The 20,927-nt window shown below is 70.0% G+C and carries 17 protein-coding genes; 4 read left to right on the top strand and 13 right to left on the bottom strand.

The genetic code is table 11. From position 1 onward, the window contains the following. Positions 1–35: 35 nt before the first annotated feature. From ACWEFL_RS33075 to ACWEFL_RS33040, 8 genes are all read right to left on the bottom strand, one after another. Positions 36–1,424 (bottom strand): TfuA-like protein, encoded by a 1,389-nt coding sequence (locus ACWEFL_RS33075; protein WP_451720007.1) that lies wholly within the window; start codon positions 1,422–1,424, stop codon positions 36–38. Next, complete coding sequence (locus ACWEFL_RS33070) at positions 1,421–3,001, bottom strand: YcaO-like family protein (RefSeq protein ID WP_451720005.1); 1,581 nt, start codon at positions 2,999–3,001, stop codon at positions 1,421–1,423. Before ACWEFL_RS33070 ends, ACWEFL_RS33075 begins: the two co-directional genes overlap by 4 nt. Next, positions 2,994–5,708, bottom strand: a complete 2,715-nt coding sequence (locus ACWEFL_RS33065) for a lantibiotic dehydratase (RefSeq protein WP_451720001.1) — start codon at positions 5,706–5,708, stop codon at positions 2,994–2,996. The genes ACWEFL_RS33070 and ACWEFL_RS33065 overlap by 8 nt, the downstream gene beginning before the upstream one ends. Positions 5,709–5,715: 7 nt before the next feature. Continuing rightward, positions 5,716–6,942, bottom strand: coding sequence for a lanthionine synthetase LanC family protein (locus ACWEFL_RS33060; RefSeq protein ID WP_451719998.1), 1,227 nt, complete (start codon positions 6,940–6,942; stop codon positions 5,716–5,718). Then, positions 6,943–9,861 (bottom strand): thiopeptide-type bacteriocin biosynthesis protein, encoded by a 2,919-nt coding sequence (locus ACWEFL_RS33055; RefSeq protein ID WP_451719996.1) that lies wholly within the window; start codon positions 9,859–9,861, stop codon positions 6,943–6,945. It lies immediately after the preceding gene. A 16-nt stretch (positions 9,862–9,877) separates the two neighbouring features. Beyond that, the gene (locus ACWEFL_RS33050; protein WP_451719993.1) at positions 9,878–10,801 is read right to left on the bottom strand and encodes an LLM class flavin-dependent oxidoreductase; all 924 of its coding nucleotides are present in this window, start codon (positions 10,799–10,801) and stop codon (positions 9,878–9,880) included. Beyond that, complete coding sequence (locus ACWEFL_RS33045; protein WP_451719990.1) at positions 10,798–12,630, bottom strand: ABC transporter ATP-binding protein; 1,833 nt, start codon at positions 12,628–12,630, stop codon at positions 10,798–10,800. The genes ACWEFL_RS33050 and ACWEFL_RS33045 overlap by 4 nt, the downstream gene beginning before the upstream one ends. Before the next feature lie 141 nt (positions 12,631–12,771). After that, on the bottom strand, positions 12,772–12,975 hold the full coding sequence (locus tag ACWEFL_RS33040; protein WP_451719987.1) for a hypothetical protein: 204 nt from the start codon (positions 12,973–12,975) through the stop codon (positions 12,772–12,774). Between the two features lie 241 nt (positions 12,976–13,216). On the opposite strand from ACWEFL_RS33040, the gene ACWEFL_RS33035 reads away from it, so the two are divergent. Next, on the top strand, positions 13,217–13,987 hold the full coding sequence (locus ACWEFL_RS33035) for a hypothetical protein (RefSeq protein WP_451719985.1): 771 nt from the start codon (positions 13,217–13,219) through the stop codon (positions 13,985–13,987). A gap of 354 nt (positions 13,988–14,341) precedes the next feature. On the opposite strand, the gene ACWEFL_RS33030 is transcribed toward ACWEFL_RS33035, so the two are convergent. Genes ACWEFL_RS33030 through ACWEFL_RS33015 form a run of 4 tightly spaced genes read right to left on the bottom strand, consistent with a single transcriptional unit; the run spans position 14,342 to position 17,959 of the window. Beyond that, complete coding sequence (locus tag ACWEFL_RS33030; RefSeq protein WP_451719982.1) at positions 14,342–15,553, bottom strand: ABC transporter permease; 1,212 nt, start codon at positions 15,551–15,553, stop codon at positions 14,342–14,344. Beyond that, positions 15,550–16,353, bottom strand: a complete 804-nt coding sequence (locus ACWEFL_RS33025) for an ABC transporter ATP-binding protein (RefSeq protein ID WP_451719980.1) — start codon at positions 16,351–16,353, stop codon at positions 15,550–15,552. Before ACWEFL_RS33025 ends, ACWEFL_RS33030 begins: the two co-directional genes overlap by 4 nt. Continuing rightward, complete coding sequence (locus ACWEFL_RS33020) at positions 16,350–17,423, bottom strand: peptidoglycan-binding protein (RefSeq protein WP_451719978.1); 1,074 nt, start codon at positions 17,421–17,423, stop codon at positions 16,350–16,352. Before ACWEFL_RS33020 ends, ACWEFL_RS33025 begins: the two co-directional genes overlap by 4 nt. Next, positions 17,420–17,959 (bottom strand): hypothetical protein, encoded by a 540-nt coding sequence (locus ACWEFL_RS33015; protein WP_451719975.1) that lies wholly within the window; start codon positions 17,957–17,959, stop codon positions 17,420–17,422. The genes ACWEFL_RS33020 and ACWEFL_RS33015 overlap by 4 nt, the downstream gene beginning before the upstream one ends. A 125-nt stretch (positions 17,960–18,084) precedes the next feature. Here ACWEFL_RS33015 and ACWEFL_RS33010 point away from each other — a divergent pair, with 125 nt between their 5' ends. The 3 genes from ACWEFL_RS33010 to ACWEFL_RS33000 all read left to right on the top strand — a co-directional run bounded on the left by ACWEFL_RS33010 (position 18,085) and on the right by ACWEFL_RS33000 (position 20,763). After that, a complete protein-coding gene (locus ACWEFL_RS33010; RefSeq protein ID WP_451719973.1) occupies positions 18,085–18,765 on the top strand; it encodes a response regulator transcription factor in 681 nt (226 codons plus the stop codon). 98 nt (positions 18,766–18,863) lie between these two features. Further along, positions 18,864–20,003 carry a sensor histidine kinase gene (locus ACWEFL_RS33005; protein ID WP_451719971.1) on the top strand — a complete coding sequence of 380 codons (1,140 nt, stop codon included), beginning with the start codon at positions 18,864–18,866 and terminating at the stop codon, positions 20,001–20,003. A 523-nt stretch (positions 20,004–20,526) separates the two neighbouring features. Beyond that, the gene (locus ACWEFL_RS33000) at positions 20,527–20,763 is read left to right on the top strand and encodes a hypothetical protein (RefSeq protein WP_451719968.1); all 237 of its coding nucleotides are present in this window, start codon (positions 20,527–20,529) and stop codon (positions 20,761–20,763) included. A gap of 59 nt (positions 20,764–20,822) precedes the next feature. On the opposite strand, the gene ACWEFL_RS32995 is transcribed toward ACWEFL_RS33000, so the two are convergent. Further along, on the bottom strand, positions 20,823–20,927 hold a 105-nt coding region (locus ACWEFL_RS32995; protein WP_451720072.1), incomplete at its 5' end, for an alpha/beta fold hydrolase.

The following is a 20,927-nucleotide window of genomic DNA, read 5'->3' as shown; positions in this document are numbered from 1 at the left end:
GATAGTGGAAGGCATCCCCGTCCCGCAACGCGGGATCACACCTCCTCCGCCTCCGCGGAAGCGCGCCGGATGGCCCGGATCATGCCGATCCTCATGCTCCTGGCGCGTGCCAGCGCGAGGGTCAGCTCCCGCGTGGAGTGGAAGCCGGCCTCCTCGGCCCATTCCTCGAAGCCGCCCTCGCCGGCCTGCCCCGCCCACGCCTCGTGCTCCTCGCGCAGTTGAACCGGACTGAGCGTCGCCGCGACGGCTGCCTCGTCGACGCCCGACTGCCGGGCCGCCTCGGCCCCCACGGCCGCGGAACTGCCCCAGTCCTCGAACTCGTCGCTCCAACGGAGCTGGTCCAGGACGAAGTTGGCATTCCGCTCCGTGTGGTGTGCGTACAACAGCCAGCGGTGCAGCGCACGGCACTGCGCGGCCTTCCGGGCCAGCGTCCGGAACTCGTCGGCTGTGACGTGGTTGCGGCGGAGCCAGCTCTCGAACAGGGTGTCGTCCTCACAGCCGTGGCGGACCCGCCATCGGGCGACCTCCTCGTCCGTCTCCCTCTCCGACGGGCTCAGTCGCAGCAACTCGGCCAGGGCGAGGGCCGCGGCCCTGTTCATCGCCTCGCCGGTCAAACGGCCGGCCCTGGGGTGGTGCAGTTGGACGTGGTCCGCGATGTCCGACAGTGCGATGCGCAGCCCGTCGAACGTGACCTCGCGTTCACGGTTGTACAACGTGTCGAGCCCCGCGGTGGGCGCGACGGCCAGCGGGTGGGCGTCCCGCGACCGGGCGCCGGCCTGTGGCGAGCCCGCGATCTCCGCCAGCACGGCGCGCGCGTCGGCTGCCTTGACGTCAACGGGCCGCTCCAGCCAGTACGAGTCGAGTCGGCCGGCCTGTTCCACGCCCCGCTCGCGCAGGGCCTTGATCACGCGGGGCCTGGACCGCTCGCGGTAGTGGAATCCCTTGGCGATCTCCAGGGTCGTGCGTGCGGTCCGCTTGGTGATCACCTGGTCCGTCAGCGCCGCGCGCACGGTCGCCCTGATGTTGACCATGGGTTCCGACAGTCTGTGGTACAGCCCGTCCTCGTACGCGTACGTCAGCGCGACCTCGTCGTCGTCCAGAAGCTCGCCCGAGGCGTACAGCGTGAACACCTCGCCTCTGCCGAGCATCCCGAAGGGGGCCAGTTCGGCGGCGCGCAGCGCTCCCATGCTCGACGAGCCGTACACCCTGGTGCCGCGCTCCAGCGCGACAAGGATCTCCTTGTGCCAGACCGAACGGGCCTGGTGGAACTCACCGTCGACAAGCGCGATCACGTCCGGGTCATGGAGGGTGAGGGCCGTCGCGACATCCGCCTGCCGGGCCGGCGGCAGGAAGACCGCTTCCGGCAGCAGCGCCTGGGCCTCTTCAAGCGGCAGCGAAGGGCCCAGGAAGACCACCACGGTCATATCGCCCCACCGTCCACAACCGCCCGGGCGAACCGGCGGGCGCGCCTGCCGGGCGCGTAGTTCTCCATGCGGTACCCCTCGAGTCCCGGGACAACGGCCTTCACCACGGAGATGGGCGAGCCGGGGCGGCTGAGATCGACGATGATCACGCGCTCGATTCCCACGGCTTGAAGCCGATCCAGCATGAGACAGATGTCCCCCTCGAACGTGGCGGTGGCCCGAGCCGGTCCGGGAGGGTGAGCCACGACCGGCGGCGGACCGTCGGCCATCGCCCGGATGCGCTCGTACTCCATGTCGGCGTGCGCGCGCGTACGGAGGTCGCGGTTGCGGAAGATGTCGTCCCGCGACCCCGCGATGTGCACCGTCCGGGCCTGGACGGCTTCGGTGAGCGCCCGGGTGAGCGCGATCTCGGGGTCGAGATGGGCTCCGTATCCCCGGTACACGCCGTCGACCAGGCGCTCGTGGTCGAAGATGTCGGCCATGTAGACGGGCACGCGGGTGTCCACCGTGCAGTCGAAGATCAGGACCCCCACGTTCGCCTTCCGCAACCGGTCCGTCAGCTCGCGTACCGCGGCGGATTCGACGGCGTCGCCGTCGAGCACCGGCGGTGGCAGGAGTTGCACGTCCCAGCGCTCCTGCCGACAGGTTGCGGCGTCCCGTTCGATGGTCTCCAGGAGCGCGGCGTGAACGGCTTCGGCCATGTTGTTGCCGGAGGCCAGTCCGCTGGAGGTGACCTGGAAGGAATGGAGGTCGTGGATGCGGCTCGTCCGGTTGCCCATGTGCACCATGGACACCGGAATCGCGACCTCCTCCTGCCGCAGCAGATCCCACCCCCACGTCCACAGGTAGTTCCAGTCGCGGGGGAACGGCGCCGCCCGGGAGAGCGGCAGATCCACCGGATCGGGCACCGGGTGTTCCGCGCTGATCTGCTCGTACGTCCGGCGGACGGAGACCGGAGCCCACTCCTCGGCGTGGTGCAGTTCCAGGGATTCCATCGCGGCGGACACCAGGGCCGCCCCCAGAGTGGTGCCCTTGCCCGCGCTGTTGCTGAGCGTCCGTCCGTTGGGGCGGATGGCCAGGGTCACCGGGATGCCGACGGTGTCCAGCCCGGTGATGTCGACGAGGCGGGTGATGCCCGCGTCGGGGAACAGCGGCCTGATGCGCCGCAGTGTCTCCTCCGGAGGGACGCTGCGCTGCGTCCCCTGGAAGTAGTTCTTCACCGCTTTCAGCTCGACACCGCGGTACCGGACCGCGGACTGGTGCCGCAGCCGGGCCGCTCCTGGCGGAATCGCGGGATACGGCCGCGAGCGGTCCGCCGCGAGCGGGGTCGGCCCGGCGGAACCCACCGTGCCGGGGTCGGCGAGGCAGCTCGCGATCAACCCGGCCGATCCGGCGAGGGGTTCCGCATCGGCGTGCGCGTGGTCGTGGTCGTGGTGGGAAGCCTCCGCGCCGTCCGGCGTGAGCTCTCGGAGTTCCGCCGGATGGGGCGGACCGGCCGCGGCGAGGAGACGCGCGGCGCGGGCCGGGTCGGTCAGGAGCGAGCGATAGGTCTGCTTCAGTCCATGTGCGTCAGACACCGTCCCGCTCCCCGTCCTTGTCGTCGTCTCCCGGTCCGGTGCCCGTCTCGGCCGCGGCGGGCCGGTCGCGCAGTGCGTGGATGGCCGCCTCGCAGCCGGCCCGTCGGTGTGCCGCGGGCGCCGTCGGGAAGACGCGGGCGCAGTGGGCGCTCAGCAGGGCGGCGTGTGCCCGCCGGGCGAGGCCGCTGTCTCCGGCGGCATTCCACTCGCGGGCGAACCGGGTCAGCGAGGACACCAGCGGGCCGGAGGTCCTCGGCGGGCCGGAAGCGGGCGGCGGCTCCGTGAGGACGTGGAGCGCCTCTGCCCCGTCGTTGACGTCCGCGGCGGTCGCCGACAGGATGGCGATCTGCTCGGCGGTCCCTTCGGCGAGGAACGGCAGCCAGCCGAGCAGGGTCGCGGAGTACCACCGGATCCTCTCCTCGTCCCCGGGACGCGTCGCGAGGAAGGTCGCGGTCTCCCGGCTGTCGGCCCGCTCGATCTCCTCGGCCGGTCCCGGTACCGGCGACGCACCCTGCCACCAGGCACGCGGGGTGCCCCGCAGCAGCGTCGTGCCGACGGCACGACCACTGGCCACCAGGTCCGATCCCAGCCCGTCCAGGGCCGCGACGACACCCGGCCGCGCGTCCACCGTGGCGACCCGGCACTCGATCCGCAGGTCGGGGCCGTCCCAGGTGTACGACCAGTGGGCGACGTCACCGGCGCTCGCCAGCTCCTCCATCCGCGCCCCGGCCAGGACCGGTACCTCGTCGGCCGCGGTGGCGCGGCAACGTATGTCGTAGCGGAGACCCGGCCGGGGGTCGTCCGGCCGGCGCCGGGGTACGACCACCGCTGCTTCGGTGCGCGTCGTCGGAGGCAGCAGCAGTTCCACCACCCGTCCGTTGACGGCGGGCGCCTCGAACTGCGGCAGTTCCTCGCACCGGATGCCATGACCGTCCCCGAGGAGCCGCAAGGCCAGTTCAACCGCGCCCGCCGACCACACGTCCAACGGAAGGGTCCGGCCTCGCCCCGTCACGGCCAGCCAGCGGCGCCCTCGCAGACCCGGCAGGGCGGACCGCAGTGCGGCCGCGGCATCCGGCGCCGCGACGACCTGCTGGACCCCGGCCGCGTCCAGCCGCCACCGCTCAGGAGCGACGATCACCCGGCCGGCCACCACCCTGGGCAGATGGGGCAGTTCGCCGCCGAGCTCGCCCCAGGTCCAGTCAACCGGCTCGCGGTCCAGGAACGGCCGCACCAGGGCGGTGAGCATTCGGCCGTCTCGCCCGCCCGCGGCGGCCTCCTCCGCGGGCGGGGGCACCGCCGCCCCGGTCCGCTCGTCCCACAGCAGAAGGCCCGCCTCCCGGTCGTACGACACCAGAAGGTCGTCGATGGCCGGCGGGTCCACCGCGTGTGCACGCGCCACCTCGAAGTCGCCTTCCAGCGCGGCCGGAAGGTACTGGTACCCGGCGAGCAGAACAGCGTCATAGCGGTCCTCGAACCGGTCGAGGAGCGCGGCACGGATCCAGTGCGCCGGACCGTCGGCCTCCGAGGGGCCCAGCCCTTCGTCGTCCTCGTCGGCAAGGTCGTACGGCTCTCCCGAACGCGCCCAGTGGGCCAGGGCCCGCGCGGCCGTCCTGTCGCCGGGGCCGGTCGACCGGTCCGACCGCCAGGCCGACCCGCGGACCTCGTCCTCGAGGTCCGGCAACTCGGTCAGGGGGACCGCGGCGTCACCGTGCCGGGCTGTGAAGGCGGCGGTGAGTGCCTCCTGCCTGGGAGACTCGCCGGACAGCCGCGTCACCCGGGCCAGCGCCCGGCGCAGCGCCGCCTGCGTCGAACGTTCCACCATCAGGGTTCCGGGGCCCGGGGCGATACGAGGGCGCAGCCGGTCCTGGCTTCCGGGGTCGGTTTCCAGCAATCGGTCCAGCGGAGCGCCGTGCTCCCGCCACAGCCCGGTGAGCTCCTCGGCCGGGAGTCGGCCGAACGGACGCTCCTCGCCCGCCGCGGTCGCCAAGCGACGCAGGGCCCGCGCCGCTGCCTCCTCACCCGCCGCCTCGCATGCCGCGCACGCCCGGTCCAGACCGTCGTGGTCGGGGAGCGGAACGTCCATCAGGAGCAGCCCGGCGTCGATGAGCTGCCCGAGGAAGGCGTCAAGACGCTCGGGCGGAGTGGACGGGGACAGAGCCTCCAGGGCCGCGGCGGCCTTGACGCGCTCCGTCCCGTGGGCGCCGCATGCCTCGAGTACGGCTTCGATCGCCGCCGTGGCATTCACTGTGGACAGGGCGAGTGTGTTTCCCCGCCAGGTGCGGAACTCGTAGCGGGAACCCGTCCTGCGGACCGTGGGGTTGCGCCGCAACCGGAGCGCGTCGGGCCTGGCCCGTGCGAGGGCGGCGTCCGTGAGGGCCTGGAGGACACCGTCCGCGAACCTCCCCGAGAAGGTGAGCTCGGACCGGTCGGGGAGCCGCAGGTCGCGCCGGGGTCCGAGGGTGGCGCGCGTGGTCGCGAACAGCGCCGCGTAACGCGGCGCGCGGATGGCCCGGCGGTGCAGGAAGGCATCGAGCAGGCCGGCCGGCGCCGCGCCGTCGTCGTCGCTGCCGTGGTCCGGGGAGGCCGGGTCCGCGCCGGCCACCATGGCCGCCATGGCCGCCATGTCCGGGGGCAGCCGGTCGGTGCGCCCCGCTTCGACCGCTTCCCCGATGCCGACGACCGAACTGCGCAGGTACGCCGTCGTCATCGCGCCCTCACTCCGTGCTTCCCGTGCCCACAGGTACCGTGAGCAGCCGTTCCTCCCACAACGGGGCCACCGATGAGACCAGTTGCAGCAGGGCCAGGGCGACGCCCAGGTCGCCTTCGAGGAACGAGTGGTCCGGCCGCATGCCCTCGCGCCCGAAGTACTCCAGTGGGCCGGCGGCCCGCTTGCGGTGGATGACGCCCGTCCAGGCGTCGATGAGACCGTCGGCGCCGGGAATCCCGTGGACCCGCCGGGTCCGCTGCCCGAAGTAGACGAGTCCGGCGGCGCCGTGGCACAGGCAGGGGTCCACCACTCCGGTCCGGTCGGCGGGGCGCGCGACCGCGGTGGCGGCGGTCTCCTTCGCGACCTCGGCGACGTCGTGGCGGCCCGTGGCCCCGGCCGCGACGTCCAGGCCCATCGAGACGCCGGGATCGCCGTAGCACCAGGCGGTGCGGGACGCGGAGTAGCGCAACTCGACGGACTGCGGGAACTGCACTCCGTCGGCTGCGACACGCTGCCCGAGGAACCAGTCGAGTGCGTCACCGAGGAGGCCCGCGGCCGCTTCCCGTGCTGTCGTGTCACTCGTCGAGACCGACGCGAGGAAGGACACCAGACCGGCGTTGCCGTGAGCCATGCCCAGGTCGCGGTATCCGACGAGGTGCGGGGTCTCCACGACCCGGAACCTCGCGGGGGCGAGCCGGACGAAGGCCCCCTCGCCCCTCTCCACGCGCTCTTCCACGACCTTCATGACGCCGGAGGTGATCTTCTCCCGGACGCTCGCCGTCGGGTGCACCAACCCGTAGACGCCCAGTCCCAGGAGCCCGGTCGGCAGATCGACGTCGAGGTCCTCCGGGTAGTCCTCGACCCAGTGCACGACGGTGTCGTCCAGAGCGGCCGTGCCGGCCAGAGGGGCGCCGTGCATCCGGGCGAGATGGACGGCGGTCCAGCCCGCGTGGGCCGCACCGCCGTACAGCCACGGTGTGACCTGACGAGCGCTCCGCAGCAGCCCGGTGGCCTCGCGGAAGGCGCCCAACGCACCGTGGTCCTCACCGGTGGCCCGGGCGAACTCCATTCGGGCGAGGGCAAGGTCGAGTTGCAGGGAGAGGTCTTCGGTTCCCTCGGCTCCTTTCACCGCATCGGCGTACAGGGTCTGGGCCAGGGCGAGCACTTCATCTCTGCTGAGCGGCTCGGCGGCCTCGTGGTGGTGGTGGTGATGCTGGCACGTCACGTCAGTCACTCAGGCTTCCAATCGGGCACGACGCTCGCGCATCTTCCGGGTGGCCAGTTCGTAGGTGAGGAATTCCAGGCGCCTGGGGTCGGAGGCGTAGATCCGGTTGCAGTGCATGTGCAGCAGGGCTGCCAGGACCCGTGTGGTGGTTCGGGGGCCTGCGCGGCCGCGCAGGGATTCGACGAGGGCCTTCAGCGCCGCTTCCGTGGCGGAGGTCAAGGTACTGTCGGCCACTTCCCGGTCCAGGGCCGTGCGGTGCTCGCGGTGGAACTTGCCCTGAAGGTTGCCGACCTTGAGGAAGGAGAACTCGAGCCCCGACTGGCAGGTCTTGAGGAACGTGTGGCGTGCTTCCTCGGTGTCGAACAGGACGTCGCACCATTGGATGACGTCCGCGACGGCGCGGTGCAGGCGCGTGTACTCGTCCGGACTCCGTCGGAGGAATTCGGCGACGTCGTGGCTGTCGTTGGAGAAGACCTCCTCGGCCAGCGGCAGGTTCTCCGCGCCGCCGTAGCGGCCGGCCTCGGGTACGTACCCGTCCATGACGGTCCGGGACACCAGCCCCTCGTCGTTCAGCGTCCGGCCCAGTTCGTCCATCACCGCGATCACGTGGACGCGGTGCTCCGGCCCGGTCGGCCGGACGCGCACCCTGACGTGGTGGCCCTCGTCGTTGTAGCGCAGGAAGAACCACGCGTCGGCTCGGCCCTCCGCCTCCAGTCGGCGGGCCAGGGCGTGCAGCCGGCCGATCGTGCGGTCGGCCGCCGCGGCTCCCGTGTAGTACTTGAAGTACACCCAGGCCCGGCCGGGCCCGGAGGCGTAGGCCACAGCCGCCTCGCCGTGGCGGTCCGCCGGGTCCGTCATACTGAGCGGGACGATGATCTCAGCCGCGTGGCCGCCCTTCGGACCTTCCACGGCCGGGGCTTCGAGTTGCGGCATCTCACTGAACTCGACGTGCTTGCGCATGCGCATCCGGTCAAGGGCGTCGGAGACGGAGACATCGCAGTACACGTCCATGGGCAGTACCTGGTCGTACTGCCCGACCCCGATCCAGCGGCGCCGGCCCAGTCCTTCCAGTTCGCTCCGCAACACATCGGCCGGGTGGTCCGAGGCCAGGATGCGGACGATGTCCTCTCCGGTGAGGTGCCACATCTCCTTCGCCACCAGTACGCGCCCGCACGTCACCCTCGGCAGGTGCGGCAGCCCGCCGAGGTCGCCCCAGGTCCAACCGATCGGCCGCATGTCGGCCACGTGCCCCAGGAACGTGTAGAGGGGGTGGGAGCCGACGGCAGCCACGTTGTGTGCCGAGTTCAGCTCGAACAGCACCCGGCGGCCGGTGACGGAGTCGCGGAGCCGGAACTCCGATCCGACGAGCCGGAGCAGCAGCCGGTCCAGGGTGAGGGTGCCGCCTGAGCCCCCGGGGAACACGATGGCCTCGTCGAGCAGTTTCGGCCGGAGCAGGACGTTCCCGACCCGGCCGTCGGGAGCGTGCACCAGTTCGGCATGAATGGGTCGCCCGGAGTCGTCCTCGCCGCCGTCCGGCCGGTGCTGCTGCCCGTCCAGCCAGTCCTGTAGCCCCTGGTCGAAATCCGGCCGGGACAAGGCGAAGCGGGCCAGGAGCGCGGTGGGGGTACGGCGGTGGCCGGCCAGGAGCATGCTGTGGAATCCGTCGCCCGGGCGGGCTCCGATCAGAGCGGCGTGGACCGACTGCTGGGCGTTGCGCTCGGCCACGGGGTAGCTGCCGATGTCGAACGGCTCGCCGGTCTTGAGCCAGTGGCTCAGTGCCCGCAGCGCCGGCGCGTAGAGCTGAAGCTTCTGTTCGGCGCCCGGGTACTGCACCCCGGCCAGCTCGGCCGCCTTCGACATCTCACGCTCCGCGCCGACCAGGATCCCGGTCTCCTGGTCGGCGGCCTCCAGGAGGGGCACCTCGGCGTCTTCGTAACGCTGCCGGAACGCCTCGCGCGCGGACTTGAGCGGGTCCGGTGCGGGGAACATGCCGTGCAGTCGGCGCAGCGTCATCTCCAGCTCACGCACGACCTCCCGGCCGATCGTCGCTTCCAGGGTCCGGTGCTCCAGGTCGATGTGGTACCGGTCCCTCGTCGGTACGTCCGCCAAGGCGGGCAACGCCTCGGCGGCCTTCGCCCAACTGCGTTCCAGGAGCTCCGCCAGCCCGGCGCCGATGAGCCGCAGTCCACATGCCTCGTCGAGCAGTGTCCGCATGGCCGTCGCGCAACCGGTGGCACCAGCCCGGGTCAGCGCCTCCCAGGCCAACTCGCCCGGTTCGCAGCCGGGTTCGATCAGATCGACGGCCCTCAGCAGCAAACCCGCGTCGACCAGCCTGCCGAGGTACCCGGCCAGCGCGTCCCTCGGGGTCCCCGGGCTCCGGGCGCTCAGCCTGTCGATGACATCCGCGCCCCGGACGGTGCCCGGTCCGCAGATTCCCACCACCGCCTCGATGGCGGTCGTGGCCCGGACGCTCACCACGTCGGCGCTGGCATCACCGGGCTTGGCGTAGCGCAGTTCACCTCCCAGACGGCGTATCGTCGGGTTCACCCTGAGCGGCCAGTGACCGGGGTCCGTGGCGTCGAGGGCCTCCTTCACCACCAGTTGCAGCGCCTCGATGTCCACCCGCACCCGCGCCCGGTCGTGGTCCCGGGTATCGAGAACCAGCCGCTGGCCGGCTCCGACCTTGGCCATGGCCGTGCCGGCCAGGAGACCGTACGGTGTCGCCCGGCCGCCCATCCGACTCGCGTACCGTCTGACCGCACTTCGGGCACGAGGATGGTCCTCCCCCAGCGCCAGGAGTTCCCTGCCCGCCGCCAGGGCGATCGCCGTGGCCACTCGTGGGTCCTGGACCAGCTCGTCGGCCGGTTGCCCCCACGCCTCCTCGACACTGAGCGCGGCGACGCGCAGGAGTCCTATGTCGTCCGACACGGCAACAGCACCCTTCTCATTCGGAGCGGCCGAACACCGCTTGGTAGAGGCCGGTGACCGCCTTCTGGTGGAGTGCGGGGTCCTGGGACACCTCCGCCACGATGATCTCGTCGGCGCCCGTCATGCGGCCCACCCGCAGGATCGCCTCGGCGCACGTCTGGATGGTGCCGGAGGCGTTGAGGACCATGGGTCGGCGCCTGACGTTCGGTGCCGTCGCCCACCGGTCACTGGTGAGCACGGTCATCGCCACCGCGGTCCGCCCCCCGTCCGGGCGCAGCGCCCGGTACGTCTCCAACTGCCGCAGGCAGTCGTCGAGATTCGGGTTCAGGAAGAGGCCGTGGCAGTAGTTGAAGCCCAGCTTCCCGGCGATCTCCGCCGAGCCGCCGCCGGCTCCGTGCATCCAGCGCTCGTAGGGGAGCGTCAGCGGCTCCAGGGCGGCCGACCCCGAGTCCAGCAGGCTCGTCAGCAAGTCCAGAGCAGCCGAGAACTGCGTGTCGTTCTTGCGCAGGTGGTCGACGCTCTCCGAACCGGGCCCCCCGAAGTCGCCGCGCCCGATGCCGAGGTCAAACCCTGCGGGGGACTGCCCGACGACATGCGCGATGTCGACAGCGGTGAGGTACGGATCACGGATGCGCAGCAGCGTGACCGCCGTACCCACCCTGGCGCGGCTCACTCGGGTACCGAGAGCGGCGGAGAGCAGCAACGGGCTGGAGCTTGGGCTGTTGGGGCCGTGGTGCTCCGGAATCCAGATCCGATGGTATCCGGCGTGGTCGGCCAGCAACGCCGCGTCCATGGCGTTGCACTGCTTCTCGTGGCGTGGGCGGTCCGGGGTGAAGTCGAAGTACTCGAGGAGACCCAGCTTCACATCGCTCCGTCCGGTACGTAATCCGCCGGCGTCGGAGTGATCGTCGGCCGTCTTCGCGGCTGCGTCGTCGGTCACCGGGAGTCGTCCAGGAAGATGCTGGCCTGCAAGGAATACATCTCGGCGTAGAGCCCCTTCAATGCCATGAGTTGGTCGTGTGTGCCGCTTTCGACCACACGTCCGTGATTGAGGACGAAGATGGTGTCGGCGTTGCGGACGTTCGAGAAACGGTGGGAGACGACGACAGCCGTCCTGCCGTCCAGATGGGACTTGATATCGCTCAGGAGCGCGTGGTCCGCATGCGCGTCCAGGGCGGCCGTCGGCTCGTCGAGTACCACGAACTCGCGTGACCGGTAGAAGGACCGCGCGATCGCCAGCCGCTGGGCCTCGCCGCCCGAGAGGGAGGTGCCCGCGATGAACTCCGGTCCGATCTGGGTGTCCACACCGTCGGAGAGCCGTTCCACCATTTCGCCGGCGCCCGCTTCGGCGACGGCCCGTTCCACGCCCTCGGGCGTGCTCGGGCGGCTGACGTCTCCGATGGAGATGTTCTCCGCCACGGTGAACTGGTAGGTGACGTAGTCCTGGAAGACCGTGGTGACCCGGTCCCGCAAGGCATCCCGGTCGTACTCCTGGGCCTGCCGGCCGTTCCATTGCACTCCGCCGGCGGTCGGCTCGTAGAGGAACGCCAGGATCTTGGCGAGGGTCGTCTTGCCCGAGCCGTTGGGGCCGACGAACGCCACGAGCTCCCCCGCCCTGATGGTCATGGACACATCTGTGAGTGCTTCTCGTTCGGCTGCGGGGTAGCGGAAGCTCAGGTTCTGGACGGTGAGTTCCTTGAGCTGTTCGGGCTGCCGCTCGGTGCCCTTGCCGGCGGGTGCGCGGTGCGCGTAGCGATAGAACTCGTCCTGGTCACTGAGGAACAGTCCGGCCTCGGCGAGCTCGCTGAGCGGCCAGCCGAGCCCGCCGAGCTGCGAGGCGAGCTGCGACAGGGCCAGGGCCGCGGCGATCAGCTCCGGGGTCCCGAGCCGGCCCGAGTAGTAGAACCAGCCCAGCACGGCCACGGTGCCGGCCAGCAGCAACCCGAAGGTGAGCTGCCCGCCGAGAAGGCCACGCCACTGCTTGCGCAGCATCACCCTCAGTTCCTCCAAGCGCTCTCCGGCGAGCCGGTCGTAGCGCCGCGATAGGTGCCCCATGAGGCCGAAGGAACGGACCTCCGCCGCCGGTTGACGCGTCGACATCAGCTGTCCGACGTACCTTCGCCGGCGCTCCAGGGGAGTGACGGCGCCGATGAACTGGAAGCGCTCACCGGCCAGCCTGGACGACACGAAGACGATGGGAACCACCGTGAGCACCACCGCGGGCACCAGGAGCGGTTCGAGGAAGAAGAGCCAGGCGAGCATCGCGAGGGCCCGGAGGCCCGACGCCAGCAACGAGGTGGAGCTGCGTACGACCTGTGTGGGGCGGTAGTCCGCGGTCGCCTCCGCCCTCGTCATTCGGTCGTGGATGTCGGGGTTGTCGAACTCGATGAGTTCGAGGGCGGCGATCGCCTTGTGCATGCGGGTCGCGCTGAGCCGCTTGACGTGTTCGGAGAGCAGTTCCCGGACGACTTCGCGGACGTTGTCGATCGTGACCGTTAAGACCGTCAGGGCGATCGCGGCGATGAGCCAGGGGACCATCGCCTCGATGGCCACCTTGGCATCCGGAGCCGAGCCGTCGCCGACGAACGCCTGCGCTGCCCCACGGATCACGAACAGTTGGACGACACCGAGCAGGGCCGCCGTCGCCGGGAGCGCCACGGCGAGGACGAAGAGGCGGCGATGGGCCTGGTAACTGAGACTGAGGGAGTCGATGACGTTCTGGATCGGCGTTCGCTTGCGTGATGGCTCCTGCCGCTTGCCCTGTTGCACGCCTGCTCCTCGATTCTTCTCTCTGCGCCCTGCCGACCGCACCAGGGCAAGGGTGAACGAGCCCAGGCACGGCCGACAGCCGCCTAGCGAGGCGGGAAGGCGCCTAGAGCGCCCCTAGTTTGTACCGTGGTGCGGTCGGGATCAGCAGGTGCAGGTGGAGTTGGGCGGGCAGTCACAGGTCCACTTGCAGCTCCAACAGGTCGTGGTCGTGGTCCACGTGCCCTGCGGCTCCACTGCGGCCTGAGTCGACCCCATGTCCCCGCCACCCGGGGTCGAGAACACCTCCTGATCGATCGACAGGTCGAGCACGTCGATCTTTTCGGCGACTATCTGCGCCATAGTCATCCCCTTTCAGGGTTCCGACGAAAGGCGACTCCTGAATGAGAGCCACCCAGCAGAAATCAAAGAATCACACGCTCTCGATTGTCGTCAACCAGCTCGTAAGATCAGCATCCCCTCATCCCGCCGAATGCAGCACGACTTATAGATTGAATATAGGCTCATAATCCCCGGCGGAATATAGATGTGATATAGAACTGCGCACTACACTCTCGAGTCGTTGATTCCACGACACCAGGGAGATGCAGTGAGTCAGCAGCTCAGCAGGCGAGGGATCCTCCGAACCTCGGCAGGAATCGGCACAGGGCTCCTCGTCACATCGGGCCTGCTCGGGACGGATTCGGCGCACGCGGCCACGGCATCGCACGATTTCGTGCAGCGAGCCAACGACCTCTGGTACACGTTCGACCAGGAGACCTTTTACGATCCGACTCCCGACTTCGCTCGGGCCATGGGGGAACTACGGGAGAAGCTCGGCAACGAGGTGGAGGGAACCCTCCTCACCTCATGGCGCTACCACATGCAGGCGGGAACGTACCCGCAGACCTTCGCCGCCCGCATGCAGGAATTCAAGCCGCAGCTCGCGGTGGTGTCGCGCACCCAGCTGGGGCTCTTCGACAGGTTCTTCAAGAATGACTTCCCCGGGCTCGTGCACGCCTTCGCCGCATTCGGCCAGGGAACGCTCTACGACCCCAGGTCGCCTGTCGGCGCGCGCGTCCACACCATGAACTACGGAGAGGACGGCTCGCCGCCGCTCGGCTACCACATCTGGCACGTCTTCGCCCGCGCGATGGCGGAGACAGGCGTCGACACGAAGCGCTGGAACCGGATCAATCCGCTCATCGGTCTTGCCTGGGCCCTCCAGACGGCCGCGAAGCCCTCCACGGACTCCCCCAACAAGCCGCTGCCCTTCAAAGTGACGGCAAAGCTGGCTCGCACCTGGCTGACGAAGAACCAGAGCGAACTCGACCAGGAGTTCATGAGCATCCCCTACCCGAAGGGAACCGCAGTGGCCTGACCGGTCGCTCTTGCTTCCGGTGATCGTGACGCGATCGGCCCCGAGAGGCACAAGAGCCGGCAGCCCATCGGAGAGGGCGTCTACTGGGCATCACTCCCGCGCGTGCCGCCCCGGCGGAAACCGTATGCGTCGGCAACGGCAGCCGCGGGGAGAACTCCTCGTACCGGGGGTGTGCTTGCAGCGGAACAAGGCGTCCTTCCGGCTTCACTGCCGAAGGACGCCTGGGAAACTCCGGAAGATCCCCGATTTCGCGAACCGGGGATCGGGCCGTGTGCCTGCCGGACGTGGGTGACAGTCACTGTCACGGTCTCGGCAGTCCGGCAGGCCGAGCGACGGCCGCGGCCCGCCGCTTCCTCACGCGGCGTGCAGCGCCAGCGTCGGCGACAGGCGGGACGCCCGTACCGCCGGATAGAGGCCCGCGACCGTGCCGATCACCAGTGTCGCGCCGAACCCACCGCCGATCGCCCAGAGCGGAACCACCCACGGCAGCCCACTGCTCGTCGCATGAACGCCCGTTGCCGCCGATCCGAGGGCGATGCCCGCCACGCCACCGAGGCCGGACAGCAGCAAGGACTCGGTGACGAACTGACCCCGGATCTGCCCCCGGGTCGCGCCGATGGAGCGGCGCAGTCCGATCTCGTGCCGTCGCTCCAGCACTGAGATGATCATGGTGTTGGCCACCCCGACACCGCCCACCAGCAAGGCCACTCCACCGAGGCCGAGCAGCAGACTGCTGAGCGCGCCCTCGGTCACGGCCTTCGCCTGGAGGCCGGACGACGGGTCCGTGACGTCGACGTTGCGCGGGGTCTGCGGGTCCACTGTACGGGCGAGGAGGCTGTGAACCCTGCCGACCTCGGCGTCCGCCGAGCGTTCGTACAGCGTCGTCGGGTGGCCGTCGAAGCCGAGCCTGCTCCTGCCGATGTCCCACCCGACCAGTGCCGAGCGCGCGATCTCGGGTGAGAGCGTCAGTTCGTCGAGGATGCCGAGGACGGTGAAGTACTGGCCGTCGATGTACACCCGCTGGCCCGGCCGGGAGATGCCGAGGCGGTCTGCCGCGACGTCGCCCAGAACGACCGCCGGGTACGCGCCGGTGGCCTTGTTGAGCCATGTCCCGGTGCGGAGTCTCCCGCGCAGGGTGGTCAGCAGGTCCTCGGTGGCGGCCTGAACCGTGATCCCGCCGGTGATGTCCTCGGAGATCTTCTCCGAGCGGCGTACGGAATGCTCCAACAGGCCGGTGCCGCCCACGTGCTCGACACCGTCGATCCTGGCCACCTTGCCGACCGCGTCCTCGGCCATCGGGATCTTCTTCCCGGTCAGCAGGTCGTCGCCGGGGGTGACCACCAGCATGTTGGTGCCCAGCTTTTCGAGCTCCTGGAGGACCTTCTCCCTGCTGGACGCCGAAATGCCGACCACCGAGATCATGGTGGCGATCCCGATGGCGATCCCGAGGGCGGACAGCACCACCCGCAGGGGCCGGCTGCGCATCCCGGCCGCCCCGGTGTGCAGGATGTCGCGCGGGGTCAGCCGGGCCGCCTTGAGCGTCGGCCGCTGCCGGTGCGTGCTCATGGGGCGTCACCCCGTGTCCGCGCACGTACGTGTCCTTGCGCCGCGCATGCCCGCGCCGCGCTGTCCCGGGCGATCTGCCCGTCCCGGATCCGCACCTGCCTCGGCAGCATCCCGGCGATCTCCGTGTCGTGGGTGATGACGGCGATGGTCGCGCCCTCCTCGTTGAGGTCGTGGATCAGTTGCATGACCGCCTTGCCGGACGCTGTGTCCAGCGCGCCGGTCGGTTCGTCCGCGAGCAGCAGGTCGGGTTCCCCGACGACCGCGCGGGCGATGGCGACGCGTTGCTTCTGGCCGCCGGAGAGTTCGTGCGGCCGGTGCTTCATCCGGTCCCCGAGGCCGACCCGCTCCAGGGCACGGGCGGCCCGCTCGTACCGTTCGGCGCGGGGCAGCCCGGAGTAGAGGAGCCCCTCGGCCACGTTGTCCCGGGCGCTGATGCCCGGCACCAGGTGGAACGCCTGGAAGACGAAGCCGATGTGCTGGGCGCGCAGCGCGGAGAGTTCGCGGTCGGACAGCCGGCCGACGTCGTGTCCGGCGATGGCGACCGAGCCGGCCGTGGGCCGGTCGAGGGTGCCGACGATGTGCAGGAGGGTGGACTTTCCGGAGCCCGAGGGGCCGACGATCGCCAGCAGTTCCCCCGCGTCGATCGTCAGGTCCACCCCGCGCAGCGCGGCGACCCCGCCCGGGTACTCCTTGGTCACCCCGGCCAGCTCGACCACAGGGGCCGGGATCCGGTCCGGGACGGAAGCCGGTGCCACCGGGCCGGACTCGGCCGTGCGCGGGTACGGGGAGGCGCCGCTCATGGCTTGGGCACCCCGACTTTCATGCCCGCGCTCAGTCCGTCGCCCGTCACCTCGACCTGTCCCTGGGCGAAGAGACCGAGCTTCACCTTGATCTCGCGCGTCCTGTCGCCCTCGACGACCTGGACGCCGAAGGAACCGTCCTCCAGTGCGAGCAGCGCGCCGACCGGGACACTGAGCACGTTCTTTCGCGTCTCACCGCGGAACTCGACGGTGGCCGGGGACTTGTCGAAGCCCTTGACCTCGGCCGGGTCGTCGAAGGTGACGACGATGCCGATACGCGGTGTTCTGTCGTTCGGGTCCGAGCCCGGCTTCGCCACGGAGGCGACGGAGGTGACCGTGCCCTTGGCGACGGTGCCGTCGGGCAGCTCCACCTCGACCTTGCCACCGATCCTGGCCAGCGACGCCTCGGAGACCTTGGCCTCCAGATGGACGACACGATCGGAACCGGTCGTGGTCAGGATCTTCTGGCCGGGCGCTGTCTGGTCGCCCACCGCCGCGTCGGCGCTCTGGATTCGTACGGGCCCTGCGGCGAAGGCGATCTGCTCCGGACCGATCCGACCGGTCTGCTTCAGGTCGTGCGCCTTCTGCCACCGCTTGACCGCGTCGGCGGTGCCGGAGGTGTACTTCTCGTCGATGGCGAGCCCGGTCCCGTATCCGAGGTCGCGGAGGTTCTCCTCCAACTGCTGTACGTCGGTGCCCTTGGAGCCGGTTCTCAGCGCACGGTACATCGGCTCGGTCCCGTACATCAGCCGGACGTCCTGGCCGTTGACCGCGTACAGCCTGCCGTCGCGTTGGGTCCTGGAGCCACCGGGGGTGATCCAGGTCAGCGTGCCGGCCGTGCCCGCGTTGATCTTGTGCTGCCCGGAGTAGCCCAGGGTGCCGTCGATGCCGGTGCTGTTGCTCAGGTCGCCCTTGATCACGGAGGCGGTGGCGGGCGGGAGGCCGACCCGGCCCCCAGGGCCCCCAGGGCCCTCCTCCGACTGCGGTTCGCCGAGGGCGGTGACGGCGAAGCCGCCGCCCGCGACGGCCGCGACCAGCACGACGGAGACCGCCATGGTGCGGCGCCTCACGCGGCGCACTCGTTCAGGGCCCTCATGAACTTGTCGGGGTCGGCGCCCTGGGGGATTCGGAAGGGCTCCGTCATGCCGCCCTTGGCGGGCTTGGGGTCCGGCATGGTGAAGCCCTTGCCGCGCAGACACTGGATGATCTTGAGCTGCTGGTCCGACTGCTGCTGGTCCGAAGCACCGTCGCCGCTGCCGCTCCCCGGCAAGGAACCGCATGCCTCCAGCGCCTTCTGCCACTTCTCCGGCGGGGTGCCCTCCGGCGGGGCGAGCAACTGCGTGCGCGGGTCCGTGCCCGGCGGCAGGTCGGCGATCTTGATGCCCTTGTCCCGGAGGCACTTGCGCCGCTTCTGGTCCCTGTCGATGTCTTCCGCCGCGCTGTCGTCCCCACCCGAGCCGCCACCCGAGCCGCCGCCCGGGGCGACCGAGTCCCCGGACCGCGACGAGTCCTCTCCTCCGTCGGAGGAGCCGGAGCACCCGGAGACGAACAGGGACAGACCGGCGATGCCCGAGGCGACGGCCACGGCGAGCTTGCGATTCCTCATCGTTCCACTTCCCTTACGGACGCACCTGTGTGCGGACGGGAGGAACAGTGGCCGAAGAGGCCGTGTCGCTTCTCTTACCGACCATGTCACAGTGCCGAAATGTCACCATCGGGTAAACAGGGAGCATGCGCGTACTACTGGTGGAAGACGAGGCGCTCCTGGCCGAACTGATCGCCGAGGGGCTGCGCCGCGACGCGATCACGGTGGACATCGCCCACGACGGCGCCATCGGGCTGCGGAAACTCCAGACCAACGACTACGACGTGCTCGTACTCGACCGCGACCTGCCCGGCATGCACGGTGACGAGGTCTGCCGGCGCGTCGTGGCGCAGCGGCTCCTCACCCGCGTACTGATGCTCACGGCATCCGGGACCGTGCGGGACCGCGTCGAGGGCCTCGGTCTGGGCGCCGACGACTACCTCACCAAGCCGTTCGCGTACGACGAGCTGCTCGCCCGGGTCCTGGCACTGGGCCGCCGGGCGCAGCCCGCGCTGCCGCCGGTGCTCGAACGGGGTGGCATAGTCCTGGACATCTCGCGGCGGCAGGCCAGCCGGAACGGGCATCACCTGAATCTGACCCGCAAGGAGTTCGCCGTACTCGAAACGCTCATGCGGGCCGACGGCTCCGTCGTCAGCAGCGAGGACCTCATCGAAAAGGTGTGGGACGAGCACGCGGGGTACGACACGAACCCGGTGCGGGTCGCGCTGAGCCGGCTGCGGGGGAAGCTCGGGGAACCGCCGGTGGTGGAGACGGTGCCCGGGGCGGGGTACCGCATCGCGTGCGGCGCGGCGTGGGGCGAGCGTTGACCGCGCGTCCCTTCGCACGCCGGGTTCCGCGGCGGATTCCGCGTGTCCGGCTCGCGAGTGAGCGAGCCCGTCTCACCGCCCTCTACGGGGGCCTGCTGATGACGGCCGGATGCGTGCTGGTCACGGTCATCTACCTGCTCGTCCAGGACGAGCTCGACAACCGCATCGGCAGGGCGGTGGATCCGAAGCTGGAGAGGGTCTGGACCGACCTGCAGCCCGTCGACCGCGGCAAGCTGATCCCGTCGGCGGAGGCGGGCAGCCATGCGGTGACCCAGACCGTGCAAATGGTCACCGCCGCCACGCTCCACCGACTGCTCACCGTGTCCGCGATCGCCGTCGCCGTCTTCGCCGCTCTCTCGGTGTTCCTGGCCTGGTGGATGGCGGGCCGGGTGCTGCGACCTGTCGGCCTCATCACGACCACCGCACGCAAGCTCTCCGGGGAGAACCTCCACCAGCGGATCGACCTGAAGGCGCCGCCGGGCGAGCTCAAGCAACTCGCCGACACCTTCGATCAGATGCTGGGCCGGATCGAGCAACTGGTCACGGCCCAGCAACGGTTCGCCGCCAATGCGGCGCATGAGCTACGCACACCCCTGGCGGTCCAGCGGGCGCTCGCCGAGATCGGTCTGGCCGATCCCGACCCCAAGCCGGAACGGATCAAGTGGATCCGGCGCCAGCTCATCGACGTGGCCGACAACAGCGAACAGCTCATCGAGTCGCTCCTGCTGCTGGCCGCCAGCCACGGCGGCGACCTGGAGACTTCCGAACCGGTGGCGCTCGGCGAAACCGTCGCGATCGTCGCAGCCGGTTTCAGCGACGAGGCACGAGGACGGGGCATCACCATCCGGACGTCGACGGAACCGATGACCGTCGAAGGCGACCCCGTACTGCTCACCCATCTGGTGAACAATCTGATGGGCAACGCGGTCCGCTACAACCACCGCGGCGGCACGATCGGCATCTCGGCCACGGCCGAGGACCGCAGTCTTGAGGTCACCAACACGGGACCGGTCGTTCCTGACGAGGACGTGCCGCTGCTCTTCGAGCCCTTCCGCCGCCTGAAGGAACGCAGACACGCGGCGGGCGAAGGAGTGGGCCTCGGTCTCTCGATCGTCACGTCCATCGCCCGTGCCCACGGGGCCGAGGCGACGGCGGAGGCGAACCCGGGCGGGGGCCTGACCGTCCGGGTGGTGTTCCCGGAGCATTCGAGCGGATCGCCCAGGAGCGGTTCCGGATGACCCGGGTACGGCTGTCCGGGATGGTCTCCAGCCGGGCGCCGGGTATCAGCCCGCCACCGTGCCCCCAGCGATGGAGGCGGAAGACAGTGCTTCAGGTCCGTGGCAGTCCGAACGAGAGATAGAGGACGGCCGCGGACACGGTGGCGGCCGCGAGGGCGTCCGCGGTGCTCGCCGGATCACGGTCTCGACCATTCCACGGGCGGACCCGCATGGGCTTCTCCTCTCCGGGACTTCGCTCCAGGACCGGGCTTGTGCCGGTCGGCCGGTGGCTACGCGAAGACCGCGTCGCTGTCGCCGCCGGGCCCATCGGCGCGGGGAGTTTCCACCGGTGAGGATGACGGCGAGCGGACTCCCGCGCCCGTCGACGAAGAGGGGATTCCCGGCCGGGAATCCCCCCTACATTCACCTACACCTATTCGACTGCCCTTAATTTACCCAGAGATACCACCAGCCTGAGCTGGGTTCGCAGCGGTAAAGGCGCCAGTTTCCGCTCGCCACGCCTTGCTTGCCCACCTTGATACATATGTTGTGCGACGAGTACGTACCTGCCAGGGAGCTGGCCGAGGCTGTTCCGGTGTTCAGCACAGTCCCGCCGATGACAGCCACCATAAACGCGGACACGGCGGCAATTCTTCGAATCATGAACGCAATCCTCCTGGTGATGGTTGAGACATCAGTGGAGGAGCGTAGCGACATCACACAGTGGAAGCCGGGTAGTTGCCCCAAAGTCTGCATAGACTGCCCGATCGGGCTTCGATGAATTCACCACCGAACTGTCGCTCTTGGTTTTGTCCGTGATTTACCCTATGACACACGGTGTCAATTCTGAAGGAAGTCGAGGAGGGTTTGGTTGATTTCGGTGGTGTGGGTGGTGAGGAGTCCGTGGGGTGCGCCGTCGATTTCGACGTAGGTGGCGGTGGGGAG

The sequence above is a fragment of the Streptomyces sp. NPDC004838 genome (assembly GCF_053600955.1).
This window is presented reverse-complemented; position numbering and strand designations above follow the sequence as displayed.

Coding starts and splice junctions, on each gene's coding strand:
- ACWEFL_RS33075 (WP_451720007.1), bottom strand. CDS start 1,424: ATGACCGTGGTGGTCTTCCTGGGCCCTTCGCTGCCGCTTGAAGAGGCC.
- ACWEFL_RS33065 (WP_451720001.1), bottom strand. CDS start 5,708: ATGACGACGGCGTACCTGCGCAGTTCGGTCGTCGGCATCGGGGAAGCG.
- ACWEFL_RS33040 (WP_451719987.1), bottom strand. CDS start 12,975: ATGACTATGGCGCAGATAGTCGCCGAAAAGATCGACGTGCTCGACCTG.
- ACWEFL_RS33030 (WP_451719982.1), bottom strand. CDS start 15,553: ATGAGCACGCACCGGCAGCGGCCGACGCTCAAGGCGGCCCGGCTGACC.
- ACWEFL_RS33025 (WP_451719980.1), bottom strand. CDS start 16,353: ATGAGCGGCGCCTCCCCGTACCCGCGCACGGCCGAGTCCGGCCCGGTG.
- ACWEFL_RS33015 (WP_451719975.1), bottom strand. CDS start 17,959: ATGAGGAATCGCAAGCTCGCCGTGGCCGTCGCCTCGGGCATCGCCGGT.
- ACWEFL_RS33010 (WP_451719973.1), top strand. CDS start 18,085: ATGCGCGTACTACTGGTGGAAGACGAGGCGCTCCTGGCCGAACTGATC.
- ACWEFL_RS33005 (WP_451719971.1), top strand. CDS start 18,864: ATGACGGCCGGATGCGTGCTGGTCACGGTCATCTACCTGCTCGTCCAG.
- ACWEFL_RS33000 (WP_451719968.1), top strand. CDS start 20,527: ATGTTGTGCGACGAGTACGTACCTGCCAGGGAGCTGGCCGAGGCTGTT.